This window comes from Novosphingobium sp. KCTC 2891 (assembly GCF_025938155.1).
Taxonomy (GTDB): Bacteria; Pseudomonadota; Alphaproteobacteria; order Sphingomonadales; family Sphingomonadaceae; genus Novosphingobium.
This window is the reverse complement of sequence record NZ_JAPCZG010000002.1, coordinates 415,894-432,813: the sequence shown is the minus strand read 5'-3', so window position 1 is coordinate 432,813 and position 16,920 is coordinate 415,894. Positions and strand designations below refer to the sequence as shown.

The following is a 16,920-nucleotide window of genomic DNA, read 5'->3' as shown; positions in this document are numbered from 1 at the left end:
CGCTTCGCGTCTACGGGCCTATTGAGATAAAAAATATTACACTAAATCCTTTCAAATAACTCCAAATCATCCGCATATAAATTTTCAATCCTGGACACCTCCGTCGAGGACAATGCAAGATCAACTTTTTCCGTGGTATTTATATGAGGAATTTTTTTTCCACATACAGAATGGACATAATCATCTAATTCGCAAAAATTCCGCTCAAGAGAAAACAAACGATTTACAATCACCCTATCTTCAAGAGATAAGTACCATTTCTGAGAGCGGAATGTCGTGTCTATTCTGTATGGATCATGATAATTATCACAAATCCAATGCAAAATATCTCCAGCAGATTTCATTTTATTCGCGATTGTCGCAAAATAAGGATCAATCGACACACTTCTAGTGCCATTCTGCAGAAACATTCTGGCCGCGGACTTAAATCGCTCCACGGGGTCTCTTAGAACCGCGAAGCTCTTACATTTATAAAAAATATCGGGGACAGAACACGCATAAAAACTTGCCGGGAAATGACCCGGATTACGCCGATACAATATTGAATTTATACTCGTTCCAGCATTCTTTCCAATATGTATAAAGACTATTTTATCGCCCCCAATTAGGCGAATAGCTTTTTTTCGAGCCACCGCACGGAATATAGGCGAACGACTTTCTGCCATCTTAATGAATACATCCGAGTATAGATGTACGCCTAAAGCATTCTTTAGCGCGATCTCTTTTAAATGGTTGAAACGAGAAATCATGCCTCGCACCTAAGGGCTACCACCTCTTCGTACCCCAATACAATCACCACCGCCCCCATCTTGCTTCACTCATGCAGCCCCTGACCCACATGAGTGATTACCGACCTAGACTACATTAAGTGGTATTAAAATACAGACCTTGAGAAATACATCATTTTGAAGATGCAAACTTGCCTTTAGACGAATATTTTCGCAACCCTACGATATATTTTTGCCGGCAGGCTTTTTTGGGCAAGCGTCAACACCCGTTTACCCTGGCAATCCCACTTCCAACACAATCTTGCCGATATGCGCGCCAGCTTCCATCCGTGCGTGCGCGGCGGCGGCTTCGGCGAGGGGGAAGGTGCGGTCCATCACCGGGCGCAGCTGGCCCTCGGCGACCAGCGGCCAGGCGTTGTCGAGGATTTCCTGCGCCAGCATCGCCTTGAACGCATCGGGGCGCGGGCGCAGGGTGGAGCCGGTGAGGATCAGGCGGCGGCGCATCACTTCGGCCATGTTGACCTCTGCCTTGACGCCGCCCTGCACCGCGATGGTCACGTGGCGACCATCGTCGGCGAGGCACTTGAGATTGCGCATCACATAGCTGCCCGCGACCATGTCGAGCACCAGATGCACGCCGGCGCCCCCGGTGATGCGCGCCACTTCCTCGACGAAGTCGGCCGCCTTGTAGTCGATCGCGTGGTCGGCGCCGATCCGCAGCGCCTCCGCGCACTTGTCCGCGCCGCCGCAGGTGACGATCACGGTGAGGCCGAACAGCTTGCCCAGCATGATCGCCATCGAACCGATGCCGCTGGTGCCGCCGTGGACGAGCATCGTCTCCCCGTCGCGCGCCCAGCCGCGCTCGAACACGTTGTGCCAGACGGTGAAGATCGTTTCGGGGAGCGCCGCGGCCTGGTCCATCGGCAGGCCTTCGGGCACGGGCAGGCAGTGCCCCGCCTGCGCGAGGCAATATTCGGCATAGCCCCCGCCCGACACCAGCGCGCAGACCCGCTGCCCGGGCAGCGGCAACAACACGCCCTCGCCCGCGGCCACGACCTGTCCCGACACTTCGAGGCCGGGAATCGGCGAGGCGCCCGGCGGCGCGGGATAGAACCCCTGCCGCTGGATCACGTCGGGCCGGTTCACGCCGGCAAAGGCGACCTTGATGAGCACCTGCCCCGGACCGGGCACGGGAACGGGCAGCGTTTCCGGCCGAAGCACCTCGGGACCGCCGGGTGCATCGAAGCCGACCGCGATCATCGTATCCGGAACCGTATGCATAGCCGGTGAGTCCCCTTGATCATGTCCGGCACTTTCCGCCCTTGTGTGATCACCTACCCACGCGCCCGGTTGACAGCAAGGCGCAAGCAGCCACATTGTGCACCGCAATGGACCTAGACGAGCGCCCGCGCCCCAAGGGGGACCTGGCCAGCCAACTGGCTACGGAATCGCTCGATCCCTATTCGCACGACGAATTGAACGAGCGCATCCGCCTGCTCGAGCTGGAGATCATCCGCGTGGTCGCCCACCGCGACAAGGCGAAGGCGCACCGCGCCGCCGCCGACGCGCTGTTCCGATCGCCGCCCGACGGGTCCGGAGAATGAACATGGCCGCCCTTCACCTTCCCGGGCGGCATCCCCATATCGCGCAAGACACGATCGCTGCCGTGCTGGCATCGGTTGCCGCACATACCCATGATTTAGCCGCGGTTAAGCATGGGTATGTTCTTCTCCCGAAAGGGAACACCCGGCGGTGGAAATCCTTCCACCATCCCTGAAAGCGAGCCTATGCCCAGTTTCGCCCAGAGCCTTGAGAAGACGCTTCACGCCGCGCTCAGCAACGCTTCCGAGCGCAGCCACGAGTATGCGACTCTCGAGCATCTTCTCCTTGCGCTGATCGACGACCCCGATGCGGCGCAGGTCATGCAGGCCTGCGGCGTGGATCTGGGCGATCTTGGCGACGTGGTGCGCCAGTATCTCGATCAGGAATACCAGTCGCTCAAGACGCAGGACAAGGCGGACCCGCAGCCGACCGCCGGCTTCCAGCGCGTGATCCAGCGCGCCATCCTGCACGTCCAGTCCTCCGGCAAGGACACTGTCACCGGCGCCAACGTGCTGGTCGCGCTGTTCTCCGAACGCGACAGCTACGCCGTCTATTTCCTGCAGCAGCAGGACATGAGCCGGCTCGACGCGGTCAGCTACATCAGCCACGGCATCGGCAAGGGCGGCCGGCAGGTGGAAAACCGCAATCCCAAGGGCGCCGAGGACGAAACTCCCAAGCAGGAGGAAAAGACCGAGGCCAAGAGCGCCAAGAAGGATTCCGCGCTCGACCAGTTCTGCGTCAACCTCAACGAGAAGGCGCTGGCCGGCAAGGTGGATCCGCTGATCGGCCGCGGGCCGGAAGTGGACCGCACGATCCAGATCCTGTGCCGCCGGTCGAAGAACAACCCGCTCTATGTGGGCGATCCGGGCGTGGGCAAGACCGCCATCGCCGAAGGCCTGGCGCGCAAGATCGTCGAAGGCGACGTGCCCGAAGTATTGTCGGAAGCGGTGATCTACTCGCTCGACATGGGCAGCCTTCTGGCGGGTACGCGCTATCGCGGCGATTTCGAGGAGCGGCTCAAGCAGGTCGTCTCCGAGCTTGAGAAGATGCCGCACGCGATCCTGTTCATCGACGAGATCCACACCGTGATCGGTGCCGGCGCGACCAGCGGCGGCGCGATGGATGCATCGAACCTGCTCAAGCCCGCGCTGTCGGGCGGGACGATCCGCTGCATCGGCTCGACCACCTACAAGGAGTTCCGCAACCACTTCGAAAAGGACCGCGCATTGCTGCGCCGGTTCCAGAAGATCGACGTGAACGAACCCACGGTCGAGGACACGATCAAGATCCTCAAGGGCCTGCGCACCGCGTTCGAGGAACACCACAAGGTCAAGTACACGCCCGAGGCGATCAAGACCGCGGTCGAGCTTTCGGCGCGCTACATCAACGACCGCAAACTGCCCGACAAGGCGATCGACGTGATCGACGAAGTGGGCGCGATGCAGATGCTGGTGCCCCCCAGCAAGCGCAAGAAGATCATCACCGCGCGCGAGATCGAACAGGTCATCGCGACGATGGCGCGCATCCCGCCCAAGTCGGTGTCGAGCGACGACAAGAAGGTGCTCGAACATCTCGAACGCGACCTGAAGCGGCTCGTGTTCGGGCAGGACAAGGCGATCGAGCTGCTGTCCTCGGCCATGAAGCTCAGCCGCGCGGGCCTGCGCGATCCGGACAAGCCCATCGGCTCGTTCCTGTTCAGCGGCCCGACCGGCGTGGGCAAGACCGAAGTGGCGCGCAGCCTGGCCCAGATCATGGGCATCCCGCTGCAGCGCTTCGACATGTCCGAATACATGGAGCGCCACTCGGTCAGCCGACTGATCGGTGCCCCTCCGGGCTATGTCGGGTTCGACCAGGGCGGGCTTCTGACCGATGCCATCGACCAGCAGCCGCACTGCGTGCTGCTGCTCGACGAGATCGAGAAGGCGCACCCCGACCTGTTCAACATCCTGCTGCAGGTGATGGACAACGGCCGCCTGACCGACCACCACGGGAAGACCGTCGATTTCCGCAACGTGGTCCTGATCATGACCACCAACGCGGGCGCTTCGGACATGGCGCGGCAGGGCATAGGCTTTGGCGACGTGTCGAAGGCGGATGCCGGCGACGAAGCGGTGAAGAAGATGTTCACCCCCGAGTTCCGCAACCGGCTCGATGCCATCGTGCCCTTCGCCTACCTGCCGCCGGAAGTCGTCAGCCGGGTGGTGGACAAGTTCATCCTCCAGCTGGAGCTCCAGCTGGCCGACCAGAACGTCCACATCCAGTTCGATTCCGATGCCCGCGCCTGGCTCGCCAAGCAGGGCTACGACAAGCTCTATGGCGCACGCCCGATGGCCCGCGTGATCCAGGAGAAGGTGAAGAAGCCGCTCGCCGAGGAACTGTTGTTCGGCAAGCTGGCCAACGGCGGCGAAGTCCACGTCAGCCTCAAGGAGGACGAAGGCCTGCTTTCGTTCGAGCTGACCCCGGCGGCGCCCAAGCTGGTCAAGAAGAAGGTCCGCAAGGGCGCCAAGTCCAGCAGCACGGACGATACCACGCCCGAGCCGAACGCCGACGAAGCCTGAACCGGCCCGTCAGCGGAGCGAAAAAAGGGGGCGGAACCTGCGGGTTCCGCCCCTTTCTCGTGCAAGGGTCCGGTTACGGCAGGGCGTCCGGCCCGGCGGAAGGGGCGGGTTGCGGGGCATCCCATTCGGCGCGGTCGATGAAGCCATCGCCGTTCACGTCGATGCGGGTGAAGCGCGCGTTGGCAAAAGCCATCCATTCCGCCAGAGTCAGCTTGCCGTCGTGATCGGTATCCGCCAGCGCCAGCAGGTGCGGCGTGGTCAGCCCGTCCACCCCGCCCAGCGCCGTCACCGCCGCGTCCAGTTCGCCGGGGCCGAGGTTGCCGTCGTGCTCCATGTCGATCCGGTCAAACAGCGCCTGGTTGGCCTGCGCATATTCGGCGCTGGACACGCGGCCGTCGCGATCGGCGTCGAGGCGGACGAAATCGGTCAGCGGGTTTTGCGCAGGCGACATCCGCGTGACGGGCGCAGGGGTTGCCGCCACGACCGGCGCGGTGGCGCTGGCGCCCGCTTCGGGACCGGTTTCCTTCTGCCGGCAGCCGCCAACCAATGCCAGTGCAGCGGCCATCAACGGCACGATGGGGCCTTTCGCTCGCAGCACGATCGCGGTCTCCCTGGCAGTGGATCGGAAGCCGCTACCCTAAAGGGCAGACCTGAACCCGGGCTGACACCCGTGGTGGAACGAATCGCCCGCTGGCGCCATTGATCGGCATCATGGCAGCAGACTTCGCGTGGATCCGCCCAGAGCCGATGGGCATCCGGATCGTGCCCGCGGACGCGTGGATCGACCCCGCGCGCCCGGTGGCGACCGCGCTGGTCACGCATGGCCACGCCGATCATGCGCGCGGCGGGCACGGCCGCACCATCGCCACGCCGGAAACACTGGCGATCATGCAGGTGCGCTACGGCATGGAGGCGGACAGCGCGGTGCGCGCCGCCCCGGTCGGCTATGGCGAGACGCTGGCGCTGCCCGGCGACGTGCGCGCCACGTTCTACCCTGCCGGGCACGTGCTCGGTTCCGCGCAGATCCTGCTGGAACACGCCGGCGAACGCGTTGTGGTGACGGGCGACTACAAGCGCCGGGCCGATCCCACCTGCCCTCCGTTCACGCCCATTCCCTGCGACGTGTTCATCACCGAGGCGACTTTCGGCCTGCCCGTGTTCCGGCACCCGCCCATCGCGGAGGAGATCGGCAAGCTGCTCGCCGCCCTGCACGGCCATCCAGAACGCTGCGTTCTGGTGGGCGCCTATGCGCTGGGCAAGGCGCAGCGCGTGATCGCCGAACTGCGCGCAGCCGGCTACCACGCGCCGATCCATCTTCACGGCGCGATGGAGCGGATGTGCCGGCTCTATCAGGAACACGGCGTGGATCTGGGCGACCTGCGGCCGGTGGCCGACAGCACCAAGGCGGCGCTTCAGGGGCAGATCGTGGTGTGCCCGCCCTCGGCGCTCAGCGACCGCTGGAGCCGCCGCCTGCCCGATCCGATTGCCGCCATGGCGTCAGGCTGGATGCGCGTCCGCCAGCGCGCGCGGCAGCGCAATGTCGAACTCCCGCTGGTCATCTCCGACCATGCAGACTGGGACGAGCTGACCGCGACCATCGAGGACGTGAACCCGCACGAAACCTGGATCACTCATGGCCGCGAGGAAGCGCTGCTGCGCTGGTGTCAGCTCAACCAGCGTCGCGCCCGCGCGCTGGCGCTGGTCGGCTATGAGGACGAGGACGACTGATGGAGCGCTTTGCCGCCCTCCTCGATGCGCTGGTCTATACCCGTTCGCGCACGGCCAAGCTGGGGCTGATCGCGCGCTACTTGCAAGAGACGCCCGATCCCGATCGCGGCTGGGCGCTGGCGGCGCTGACCGGCGGGCTGGACTTTCCGGCGGTGAAAGCCGGCACCGTGCGCGCGCTGATGGCGGAACGGGTGGACGAAGTGCTCTGGACGCTTTCCCGCGATTACGTGGGCGATACGGCAGAGACCGCCAGCCTGCTCTGGCCCGAACCGCAGGGCGTGATCCTGCCGCCGCCGGGCGTGACCGAAGTGGTCGAAACACTCCACCACGCCACGCGCCTGACGGCGCAGGGCATTCTCGCCGGCATGCTCGACCGGCTCGACGCCAATGGCCGCTACGCGCTGCTCAAGCTGGCCACCGGGGCGATGCGGATCGGCATTTCCGCCCGGCTCGCCAAAGTGGCCTTCGCACAGGCCTTTGGCGTGTCCGTCGATGAAGTGGAGGAATACTGGCACGGACAGGCGCCGCCCTACCGGCCGCTGTTCGACTGGGCGAGCGGCGCGGCGCCCCCGCCGCGCACCGACCTGCTCCCGCTGTTCCGGCCCTTCATGCTCGCGCATCCGCTGGAGGACGTGGAAGTCAGCCTGTCGGACTATGCCGCCGAATGGAAATGGGACGGCATCCGCGTCCAGCTCGTCCACGTGAACGGGCAAAGCCGCGTCTTTTCGCGCAGCGGCGACGACATTTCCGCCAGCTTCCCCGAAATCGCCGCCGCGCTCGATGTGCCGGCAGTGCTCGACGGCGAACTGCTGGTGCGCGGCAGCCACCAGGGCGGGGAACAGGGCGGCGCGGCCAGCTTCAACGCGCTGCAACAGCGGCTGGGACGCAAGGCGCCGGGCCGCAAGATGCTGGCCGACTACCCCGCCTTCGTGCGGCTCTACGACGTGCTGATCGAGGCGGGCGAGGACGTGCGCGAATGGGCGTGGGAGCAGCGCCGCGCGCGGCTGGAAGCGCTGGTCCCGCGGCTGGATGGCGAACGGTTCGACCTGTCGCAGGTAATTCCTGCGCGCGACATGGCGGAGCTGGCGGAAATCCGCGGCCGCGCGCGCGACGAGGCGATCGAGGGAGTCATGCTCAAGCGGCGCGATGCACCCTATGTCGCCGGGCGGCGCACCGGGCTGTGGTACAAGTGGAAGCGCGACCCGCTGCTGGTCGATTGTGTGCTGATGTATGCCCAGCGCGGCAGCGGCAAGCGCTCGTCGTTCTATTCCGACTTCACCTTCGGCTGCTGGAACGGCGATCCCGATGCCGGCGCGGAGCTGCTGCCAGTGGGCAAGGCCTATTTCGGGTTCACCGATGCCGAGCTGAAATGGCTGGACAGCCATGTGCGCCAGCACACCGTGGGCCGCTTCGGCCCTGTGCGCGAGACGGACAAATCACTGGTGCTGGAGGTCGCGTTCGATTCCGTCCACGCCAGCAAGCGCCACAAGTCGGGCGTGGCCATGCGCTTCCCCCGCATCGCCCGCATCCGTGCCGACAAGCCCGCGCACGAGGCGGACCGGCTGGCCACGCTGAAAGGCATGATCACCGATCCCGCGTAAATTGACGCAGATCAATTCTTCTGGTCGCGCGGGCCTCTAAAGCCGATCCTCGAAGAATACTTTTCCGGGAGATCAAAGCCTTGGCCACCGAAGCCGCAAATGCCACCACGGACGCCCCGCGCAGCCCTTTCGAGCGCATGGGCGGCCACGGTGTGCTGCGCCGGATCACCGACCGCTTCTATGATCTCATGGACAGCGACCCGGCCTATGCAGAACTGCGCGCGATGCACGCGCCCGATCTGTCGCCGATGCGCGCCTCGCTGCCCTCGTTCCTGGCGGGCTGGGCCGGCGGCCCGCGTGATTGGTTCAATGCCAATCCGGGCAAGTGCATGGTCTCGATGCATTCGCCTTTCGCCATCGACAACCGCACCGCCGGCCAGTGGGCCGAAGCGATGCACCGCGCCATCGCCGATACCGATGTGCCCGACCGCGACATCGCGAGCACCATGGCCGACGTTCTGGCCAACATGGCACGGGGCATGGCCAAGGGCTGATCCGCAGGCGCGCGCCGCCGGCCGTGACGGCGCCGGCGGCAGGCGCTAGGCTTCGTTCATGCTGCACCACGACCGTGCCCGCCGGCGCTTCGCCATCTGCCTTGCCGGCCTTGCCGGTTTCGTCGATGCGGTCGGCTTCCTGTCGGCCAGCGGCTATTTCGTCTCGTTCATGTCGGGCAACACCACGCGGCTGGCGGTTGCGCTCGGCACCGATCCGGCGCGGGCGCTGGCCCCGCTGCTGCTGATCCTGGGGTTCATTGCCGGTGTTGCCATCGGCGCGCTCGTGGTCCTGCGCGCCGGCACTTGGCGCAAGCCCGCGCTGCTGCTGCTGGTGGCGCTGCTCCTGCTCGCCGCCGCCGCGGCGCGGGCTGCAGGAATGCCCAACCTGATGCTGGGCGCCATGGTCATGGCAATGGGGGCGATCAACAACACCTTCCAGCGCGACGGCGAAGTGGCCATCGGGCTCACCTACATGACCGGCGCGCTGGTCAAGCTGGGGCAGGGGCTGGCGCTGCACATCACCGGGCGCGCCCGTCCCGGCTGGATGCTGTGGGGGCTGCTCTGGGCCGGCCTGCTGGCGGGCGCCGTGCTGGGCGCCGCGCTGCAGGACCGGCTGCCGATGGGCTGCCTGTGGATCGCCGCGCTCTGGGCTTTCGCGATGATCCCCGTGGCGCTGCGGCTTCCCTCGGATTCCTAGAGGTGCATCCCGCCCGAGGCTTCGATCACCTGCCCGGTGACCCAGGCCGCATCGGGACCGACCAGCATCGCGATCACGCGCGCCACGTCCACCGGCTGGCCCACGCGGCCCAGCGCGGCCATGCCGGCCAGTGCTTCGACCATGGCCGGATCGTTGAACAGGTCAGGCGCGAAATCGGTGATCGTCGCGCCCGGCGTCACCGCGTTGACGGTGATCCCGCGCGCGCCCAGTTCCGCCGCCAGCGACACCGTGAAGTGATTGATCGCGGCCTTGCTCATCGCATAGGCGATGCACGAGGGGTAGGCGACCTGGGCCACCATCGACGAGACGTTGACGATGCGCCCGCCATCGCGGAGACGCGGCAGCGCGGCGCGGGTGACGAAGAACGGCCCCTTCGCGTTGACCTGCATCTGTCGGTCGAAGCTCGCTTCGTCGGTTTCGGCAAGGGTCGCCATCGAACCGATGCCTGCGTTGTTGATCAGGATGTCCAGCCCGTCCGCCTGGGCATCGAAGGCGGCGAACATCGCGTCGATGGCATCGAGCGCGCCCACATCGGCGCAGAGCGCGAACGCCGCGCCGCCGCTGGCGACGATCTCGGCCACCACGGCATCGGCGGCGGCCTTGTCGCTGCGATAATTCACCGCCACGCGCGCGCCGTCCTGCGCCAGCCGCAGCGCCACCGCGCGGCCGATCCCGCGCGAACCACCGGTGACGAGCGCGGTCTTGCCGGAGAGCACCTGAGTCATGAGCATCCTTTCAACGAGTTTGCACCGACCCTACGCATCCCGCGCCGGCACGTAACCTCGTCAAACAATCGGAAACCGCAGTCAGGATGGGGCAGGTTTCAGGCGGCTGGCGGCACGCGCAGCAGCTTTTCGCGCGAAGTTGCGCCGCGCAACAATTCCACTTTTGAAGCGGCCACCCCCAGCGCCTGCGCCACGAGCGCGAGCACGGCGTCGGTGGCCTTGCCGTCCTCCGGCTTGGCCCGCACTTTCACCGCCACGCGGCCGTCCTCGATGGCGATTCCCTCCACGCGCGCACCGGGCGTCACGCGCACCGCCAGCCGACCTTCGCCGTCGACCAGTGCACGCAGCGCCTCGGCAGGCGGCAGGTCAGCCTTGGGCCGCGCCAAGGGCCGCGGCTTCCAGCGCCGCCTTGTGGGCGCGCCCGTTCTCGACATAGTGCGCCACGCCCGCGCGCATCCCGGCGATGGCCTCGTCGGTCAGGTCGCGCATATAGGCAGCGGGGCGGCCGCCCCACAGTTGGCGCGCCCCGATGCGCTTGTTGGGCGTGAGCAGCGCGCCCGCCGCCAGCATCCCGTCGCTTTCGATCACGCAGCCGTTCATCACGGTGGTGGAAAGGCCCACGAAGCCGCGATCCTCGATCGTGCAGCCGTGGATCATGGCGATGTGGCCCACCAGCACATCCTCGCCGATGATCGTGGGAAATCCCTGCGGATGCTTCGGCTCCGGGCTGTCGCAGTGGATCACGGTGCCGTCCTGGATGTTGCTGCGCGCACCGATCACCACGCGGTTCACGTCGGCGCGGATCACGCAGTTGTACCAGATGGACACGTCCGGCCCGATCTCGACATCGCCGATGATCCGGCACCCCGGCGCGATGAACGCGCTGTCGTGAATGCGCGGAGCCTTGCCGTGGATGGCCGCGATGGTGACGTCATGACGCATGGATAATCCTCTCCCCTCAATCTCTTGTCCGGTCCGCGACATAGACGATGTGCGGCCGCAGCGGATCGCTTTCGGCCAGGGCCGGATGATCGAAGTCCAGATCGCGCACCCGGCGCATCCCCAGCCGCTCCATCAGGCCCCACGAACGGACATTGCCCGGCACGGTCATGGCCCAGATCGCTTCTGCCGGCAGCTCTTGAAAACCCCAGTCGAGACTGGCCCGCGCCGCCTCGCGCGCATAACCCTGCCCCCAGGCATGGTGCGCCAGCCGCCAGCCGATCTCGATCCGGCCTTCGAGCGGCGTTCCCTCCGCCCCGGGCTTCAATCCGCAGAAGCCGAGGAACGCGCTGTCCTCGCGGCGTTCGACCGCCCAGAAGCAATAGCCGTGGCGGTCCTGAAACCCGGCCTGCCGGGCCAGCGCGGCGTCGATATCGGCCGGGCCTTGCAGGAAGCCGAGGAATTCCATCACGCGCGGATCGCAGCACATGGCCAGGAACGGTGCGGCATCTTCCGCGCGCCATGCGCGCAGCGCCAGCCGCGCCGTTTCCAGTCGGAAGCTCACGCCCCCATCAGGCGCGCGGCATGGAGCGCGTGGTAGGTCAGCACGCCCGAACAGCCCGCGCGCTTGAACGCCAGCAGCGTTTCCAGCACCATCGCATCGCGGTCCGCCGCGCCGGCGGCCACGGCCGCCTCGATCATCGCGTATTCGCCGCTCACCTGGTAGGCGAAGACCGGCACGCCGAAAGCCTGCTTCACGCGCACCGCGATGTCGAGATAGGGCAGGCCCGGCTTCACCATCACGCTGTCCGCGCCTTCGGCCAGGTCCAGTTCGACCTCGCGCAGCGCTTCCTCGGCGTTGCCGGGATCCATCTGGTAGGTCTTCTTGTTGCCCTTGAGCAGCCCGCGCGAGCCAACCGCATCCCGGAACGGGCCATAGAAGGCAGAGGCATACTTGGCGGCATAGGACATGATCTGGACGTTGACGTGGCCTTCGCCCTCCAGCGCCTCGCGGATCGCGGCGATGCGGCCGTCCATCATGTCGGACGGGGCGATGATGTCCGCCCCCGCTGCCGCCTGGTTCAGGCTCTGGCCCACCAGCACCTCGACCGTGGCGTCGTTCAGGACATAGCCGTGCTCGTCGATCAGCCCGTCCTGCCCGTGGCTGGTGTAGGGATCGAGCGCCACGTCGGTCAGCACGCCGATGTCGTCGCCGCAGGCCTGCTTGATCGCGCGGATCGCGCGGCACATCAGGTTGTCGGGGTTGAGCGCCTCGCGCCCGTCCTCGCTGCGCCGTTCGGGCTGGGTGTTGGGAAACAGGGCAAGGCAGGGAATGCCCGCCGCGACCGCTTCCTTCGCCCGCGCAACGATGCCGTCCACGGACCAGCGCGACACGCCGGGCAGCGAGGCGATGGGATCTTCCACGCCTACGCCCTCTGTGACGAACAGCGGCCAGATCAGGTCGGCCGGGGTGACGAGAACCTCGCGGTGCATCGCGCGGCTCCAGGCGGTGGCGCGCGTGCGGCGCAGGCGGATCATCGGATAGGAACTGGTCATGCCCTGCTTCCTAGGCTTCGCATGGGCGCGCCGCAATGAGTCGGCAGGCGCAAAGATCGCAAGCCGCTTGCGCGCCGCGCAAGTGCATTCAGCGCAGCACCCCGTTGGGCGTGCCGGGCTTGAGCGACAGCATCTGCCGCAGCTTCGCCTGGAATGCAGCCACCTGCCCCGGATCGACCGCCTGCCGGTGCGCGACCATGCGCACGGAACCCGGATCGACCGCCTGGCCGCCACGATAAAGCTCGTAGTGCAGGTGCGGGCCGGTCGAAAGCCCGGTCGAACCGACATAGCCGATCACCTGCCCGCGCCGCACCGCCATGCCCGGTGAAACCGCGATGCGGCTCATGTGGCCATAGCCGGTGCCGATGCCGCCGCCGTGATCCAGCCGCACGTAGTTGCCGTGCCCGCCATGCCAGCCGGCGAAAGAGACGCGGCCATCGGTCACCGCATAGACCGGCGATCCCCATGCCGCGGCAAAGTCTATCCCCGCGTGCATCCGCACGAAGCCGAGGATCGGATGCCGGCGCAGGCCGAAGCTCGACGTGATCCGCCCCGCCACCGGCGCGCCGAGCACCCCGCTGTCGGTGCTCTGCTCGCCGTTCAGCGCCTGCTGCGAAAGGAACGCGCCGTCCGGTCCCCAGCGCAGCAATTGCAGGCGCGGCTTCCCCTCGCGCACGATGCCGGCATAGAGCAGTTCGCCCTCCTGCCCTTCGCCATCGGCCGCGCGCTTGTAGGAAACGACGAGATCGAACTCGTCGGTCGGGCTGATCTCCTCGAACGGCAGATACTGGTCGATGGTGCGCAGATAGTCCTGCACCGTGTCCGGAGCGGCGCCGGCCGCGCGCGCAGAGCGGTAGAGGCTGGCCCCGACGATGCCGCGCAGCCGCAGCGGTGAGGTATCGACCGCAATGGGCAGCCGTGCCAGCGCCAGCCCGCCCCCGCGCCGGTCGATCGCCAGCGCCAGGTCGAAACGGGGGCGGACATGGATGGCATCGAGCGGACGGGGCTGCGCCGGGCTGGTGCGCTCGCCCAGCGTGATCTCGAAGCGCGTACCGGGCGCGATCTGCGTCAGCGCGACCGCCGAATTGATCGCGGCGGCGGCCTGCTCGGCATCACCCACGCCCACGCCGGCACGTTGCAGCATCCGTGGCACGCTGTCGTTTTCGCCCAACGTGGCGGTCAGCTGGATGGTCGGCCGTTCGGGGGCCGAATCGAGCCTGATGACCAGGTCGCTCGCCGCATAGTGGCGCCCGCTGCTGCCACCGGCCACGAAGGGCCGCAGCGACTGGACGCGAAATTCCTTCTGCGCGCCCTCATCGAGCGGGGCCAGAGGCGCGGCCTGGAGCGGCGTGAACGCGGGCCAGCAGCTTGCCGCCGCCAGTCCCAGCGCCAGCAGTGTGCCCAGCCCGCGAAACCAGCGCAGGCTGCCCACGTCCTCGGCCAGATCGGGCGCAAGATCGCTGCGCCGCGCCCAGCCTTCGATGCGGCGGCACACCGCATCCCAGCGCCGCGCGAGCGGGTGGTCGAGCGTGCGCAAGGCCGGGCGCACGGCGCGCGGCGCAGGTGCAGGCGACGGTTCGGCAGCGGCGGAGGAGGGCAGGATCGGCGCGCGGCGTGCGGCGGGCGCACCCGGCCGGGCGCGACCGAACGTCGCGCCGGCAGGTGCCGTCATCTGATCCCTTGGCCCGAACACGCCTGCACGATCCCTCTTCTGGGTTCACCTGCTGCCGTGCGACAACAAGGTTAATACCCCGTGAAGGTTCGCCTATTTCGTGCCGCAGGGATAGCGCGCGCGGAACAGGTCGGCCACCGCCGTGCCCACGGTCAACTGGCCGCGCTGTGCCACGGGATAACTGCGCATCTGCGCCATGACGTCATCGCTGCCGAAAGGCGCGCGCGCCGGTGGGCATGAACTCGGACGCCCGGCCGCCTGCTCACCGCGCAGCCGCGCGCGGTAGACCTGCGCCGCGCCGGTCACTTCCTCCTTCAGCAGCTTGTAGTCGCCGGACATCAGCGCGAACGGCCCCTTGGCCCGCAGCGCCTCGGCTTTGGCCAGGAACGCCGCGATCGACATGGCCCCCGGCTCGGCCTGCGCGGGAATCGCGACGGTCAGGGCCAAAAGCCCCGCGCCAAACGCCGCAGAACGTTTCAATCGCATCCTTTGTCTCCCATCTCCCGCCGCTGGTGGTAGTCTCGCGCCGCGCCCTTGGCTATGGCTGCGCGCAAGGGGGACCGCATGAACGAAGCGCAGGCGATCGGAGACGTGGTGGATGCGGCGCTGACAGCCCGCGTGGCGGAGCCGCACGCCGGCGAGGCGGCAGACGGCCACAGCCATGAAACCGCGTGCCTCAATTGCGGCACGCCGCTGGTGGGCAGCCATTGCCACGCCTGCGGACAGGCGGCGCATGTCCACCGCACGCTGGGCGCGTTCTTCCACGACCTGCTGCACGGCGTGTTCCACTTCGAAGGCAAGATCTGGCATACCCTGCCGCTGCTGGCGTGGAAGCCGGGCGAGCTGACGCGCCGCTACATCGACGGGCAGCGCGCGCGCTTCGTCTCGCCGCTCGCGCTGTTCCTGTTCACCGTGTTCCTGGCTTTCGCGGTCTATCACCAGACCGCGGGCGAGGCCGCTTTCGAGCCCGACGTGCAGGTCACCGACGGCAAGGGGCAGGCGCAGGGCGAAAAGGCAATCGAGGCGCGCATCGCGAAGCTTGAAGCCGATCGCCGCGACCTGCGCGCCAGGGGGCAAGGCACCGACGCCATCGACGGTCAGCTGGAAGGCCAGCACGCCGCGCTTGAGATCGTGCGCGAGGTCAAGGCGTCGGGCAGCAACGAAAACGGCAAGGTCAGCGATATTGCGGCGATCGACCAGGCGGTGAAGAAGTTCCGCAAGAACCCCGGCCTCACCGCCTACAAGGCGCAGAACTACGCCTATAAATACAGCTGGGCGCTGATCCCCATCTCGGTGCCGTTCCTGTGGCTGCTGTTCCCGTTCAGCCGCCGCTTCCACCTCTACGACCACACGGTGTTCGTCACCTATTCGCTCAGCTTCATGACGATCCTGGCGGTCGCGGCGATGCTGCTGGGCGCGGTGGGCGCACCGGGAATTGCGGCGCTCGTCACGCTGGTCCCGCCGCTGCACATGTACCGGCAGCTGCGCGGGGCCTACGGCGTCTCGCGGCTGGGCGGCATCCTGCGGACGATGGCGCTTTCGGTCTTCGCCTTCATCGCGCTGATGTTCTTCGTGATCCTGATCGCGGCGGAAACGGGCGCCTAGCAGTCCAGCACGAAAGGTCCGGGCTGGCGTGCTTCCAGCGCGGCGTGGGCCTTGCCCGCATCCGCCAGCGGGAAGCGCCCGCCCAGCGACAGCGGCAGGTCGCCGCGCGCCATCGCCGCGAACAGGCTGGCAGAGGCCGAGAGCAGCTTCTCGCGCGGCTGGATATAGGGCCACAGGAACGGGCGCGAGACTTTCGCAGACCTGGCGCCGAGCCGCGACAGGTCGAACGGCGGGATCGGACCGGACGCCTGCCCGTAATGCACAAGGTGCCCCTTGAGCGCGAGCGCGCCGAGCGAGCCTTCGAAACTGTCCTTGCCCACCGCGTCGAAGGACACATCCACGCCGCGTCCGCCGGTCAGTTCCATGACCCGCGCCGCGACGTCTTCCTCGCGGTAGAGAATCACGTGGTCGCAGCCCGCCGTCTTGGCGACCGCCACCTTTTCCGGCGAACCGACCGTGCCGATCACAGTTGCGCCGCGCAACTTCGCCATGCGCGCCACGAGTTGGCCCACGCCGCCCGCCGCCGCCTGCGCCAGAACGGTCATGCCGGCGTGCACCGGCTCGACTTCATCGACCAGCGCCTGCGCGGTCAGCCCCTTGAGGAACCACGCCGCCGCCACGCCGTCGTCGATGCCGCCGGCCACCGGAGCGGCCAGCGCCGCGTCGATCACCCGCGCACGCGCATAGGCGCCATAGTGGCGGTCGATATAGGCGACCCGGTCGCCCGGCACGACATCCGCCACGCCCTCGCCCACCGACTCGACCACGCCCACCGCTTCCAGCCCGGGAATGCCGGGCAGCGGCAGCGTCTGGTAGGCGCCCGAACGGACGTAGATGTCATGGAAATTGACCGGCACGGCGGTCTGGCGAAGCAAAACCTGCCCCGGCCCGGGATCGGGCAGGGGCACGGTTTCCAGTTGCAGCACATCCGGCCCGCCGGGCGCGCGGATCACGATGGCTTCGGTCGTCCCCGCCATGCCCCCGGCCTTCAGG

At 66.8% G+C, this 16,920-nt stretch carries 18 protein-coding genes; 7 read left to right on the top strand and 11 right to left on the bottom strand.

Annotation, left to right across the window (positions count from 1 at the left end):
* Positions 1 to 41 precede the first annotated feature (41 nt).
* Together OLX02_RS05740 and OLX02_RS05735 are read right to left on the bottom strand one after the other, a co-directional pair.
* Positions 42 to 749, bottom strand: a complete 708-nt coding sequence (locus OLX02_RS05740; RefSeq protein WP_264420981.1) for a sulfotransferase family protein — start codon at positions 747 to 749, stop codon at positions 42 to 44.
* A gap of 249 nt (positions 750 to 998) precedes the next feature.
* On the bottom strand, positions 999 to 2,009 hold the full coding sequence (locus tag OLX02_RS05735; protein ID WP_264420979.1) for an NAD(P)H-quinone oxidoreductase: 1,011 nt from the start codon (positions 2,007 to 2,009) through the stop codon (positions 999 to 1,001).
* A 107-nt stretch (positions 2,010 to 2,116) separates the two neighbouring features.
* On the opposite strand from OLX02_RS05735, the gene OLX02_RS05730 reads away from it, so the two are divergent.
* Together OLX02_RS05730 and clpA are read left to right on the top strand one after the other, a co-directional pair.
* Positions 2,117 to 2,332, top strand: coding sequence for a DUF1192 domain-containing protein (locus tag OLX02_RS05730; RefSeq protein WP_264420977.1), 216 nt, complete (start codon positions 2,117 to 2,119; stop codon positions 2,330 to 2,332).
* 183 nt (positions 2,333 to 2,515) lie between these two features.
* A complete protein-coding gene (clpA, locus tag OLX02_RS05725) occupies positions 2,516 to 4,888 on the top strand; it encodes an ATP-dependent Clp protease ATP-binding subunit ClpA (protein WP_264420975.1) in 2,373 nt (790 codons plus the stop codon).
* Between the two features lie 73 nt (positions 4,889 to 4,961).
* On the opposite strand, the gene OLX02_RS05720 is transcribed toward clpA, so the two are convergent.
* A complete protein-coding gene (locus OLX02_RS05720) occupies positions 4,962 to 5,486 on the bottom strand; it encodes an EF-hand domain-containing protein (RefSeq protein ID WP_264420974.1) in 525 nt (174 codons plus the stop codon).
* Positions 5,487 to 5,599: 113 nt separating this feature from the next.
* On the opposite strand from OLX02_RS05720, the gene OLX02_RS05715 reads away from it, so the two are divergent.
* The 4 genes from OLX02_RS05715 to OLX02_RS05700 all read left to right on the top strand — a co-directional run bounded on the left by OLX02_RS05715 (position 5,600) and on the right by OLX02_RS05700 (position 9,408).
* Positions 5,600 to 6,616 (top strand): ligase-associated DNA damage response exonuclease, encoded by a 1,017-nt coding sequence (locus tag OLX02_RS05715; RefSeq protein ID WP_264420973.1) that lies wholly within the window; start codon positions 5,600 to 5,602, stop codon positions 6,614 to 6,616.
* A complete protein-coding gene (locus tag OLX02_RS05710) occupies positions 6,616 to 8,217 on the top strand; it encodes a cisplatin damage response ATP-dependent DNA ligase (RefSeq protein WP_264420971.1) in 1,602 nt (533 codons plus the stop codon). The genes OLX02_RS05715 and OLX02_RS05710 overlap by 1 nt, the downstream gene beginning before the upstream one ends.
* A gap of 80 nt (positions 8,218 to 8,297) precedes the next feature.
* Positions 8,298 to 8,711, top strand: a complete 414-nt coding sequence (locus tag OLX02_RS05705; protein ID WP_413630075.1) for a group II truncated hemoglobin — start codon at positions 8,298 to 8,300, stop codon at positions 8,709 to 8,711.
* A gap of 58 nt (positions 8,712 to 8,769) precedes the next feature.
* Entirely contained in the window at positions 8,770 to 9,408 is a 639-nt protein-coding gene (locus OLX02_RS05700) for a YoaK family protein (protein ID WP_264420969.1), read from the top strand.
* Here the strand turns inward: OLX02_RS05700 and OLX02_RS05695 are convergent.
* The 7 genes from OLX02_RS05695 to OLX02_RS05665 form a co-directional block, all read right to left on the bottom strand.
* Positions 9,405 to 10,154, bottom strand: a complete 750-nt coding sequence (locus tag OLX02_RS05695) for an SDR family NAD(P)-dependent oxidoreductase (RefSeq protein WP_264420967.1) — start codon at positions 10,152 to 10,154, stop codon at positions 9,405 to 9,407. The two genes, OLX02_RS05700 and OLX02_RS05695, sit on opposite strands and share 4 nt — an antisense overlap.
* 98 nt (positions 10,155 to 10,252) lie before the next feature.
* The gene (locus OLX02_RS05690) at positions 10,253 to 10,540 is read right to left on the bottom strand and encodes a DUF167 domain-containing protein (RefSeq protein ID WP_264420965.1); all 288 of its coding nucleotides are present in this window, start codon (positions 10,538 to 10,540) and stop codon (positions 10,253 to 10,255) included.
* On the bottom strand, positions 10,521 to 11,096 hold the full coding sequence (locus OLX02_RS05685) for a gamma carbonic anhydrase family protein (RefSeq protein WP_264420963.1): 576 nt from the start codon (positions 11,094 to 11,096) through the stop codon (positions 10,521 to 10,523). Before OLX02_RS05685 ends, OLX02_RS05690 begins: the two co-directional genes overlap by 20 nt.
* A 16-nt stretch (positions 11,097 to 11,112) precedes the next feature.
* The gene (locus OLX02_RS05680) at positions 11,113 to 11,658 is read right to left on the bottom strand and encodes a GNAT family N-acetyltransferase (protein ID WP_264420960.1); all 546 of its coding nucleotides are present in this window, start codon (positions 11,656 to 11,658) and stop codon (positions 11,113 to 11,115) included.
* A complete protein-coding gene (gene hemB / locus OLX02_RS05675; RefSeq protein ID WP_264420959.1) occupies positions 11,655 to 12,650 on the bottom strand; it encodes a porphobilinogen synthase in 996 nt (331 codons plus the stop codon). Before hemB ends, OLX02_RS05680 begins: the two co-directional genes overlap by 4 nt.
* A gap of 88 nt (positions 12,651 to 12,738) precedes the next feature.
* Positions 12,739 to 14,322 (bottom strand): M23 family metallopeptidase, encoded by a 1,584-nt coding sequence (locus OLX02_RS05670; protein ID WP_264420958.1) that lies wholly within the window; start codon positions 14,320 to 14,322, stop codon positions 12,739 to 12,741.
* Between the two features lie 93 nt (positions 14,323 to 14,415).
* On the bottom strand, positions 14,416 to 14,808 hold the full coding sequence (locus OLX02_RS05665) for a hypothetical protein (RefSeq protein WP_264420956.1): 393 nt from the start codon (positions 14,806 to 14,808) through the stop codon (positions 14,416 to 14,418).
* Positions 14,809 to 14,886: 78 nt separating this feature from the next.
* On the opposite strand from OLX02_RS05665, the gene OLX02_RS05660 reads away from it, so the two are divergent.
* On the top strand, positions 14,887 to 15,927 hold the full coding sequence (locus OLX02_RS05660) for a DUF3667 domain-containing protein (RefSeq protein WP_264420955.1): 1,041 nt from the start codon (positions 14,887 to 14,889) through the stop codon (positions 15,925 to 15,927).
* Here the strand turns inward: OLX02_RS05660 and OLX02_RS05655 are convergent.
* Positions 15,924 to 16,904, bottom strand: coding sequence for a quinone oxidoreductase family protein (locus OLX02_RS05655; RefSeq protein WP_264420954.1), 981 nt, complete (start codon positions 16,902 to 16,904; stop codon positions 15,924 to 15,926). The two genes, OLX02_RS05660 and OLX02_RS05655, sit on opposite strands and share 4 nt — an antisense overlap.
* Positions 16,905 to 16,920: the final 16 nt, after the last annotated feature.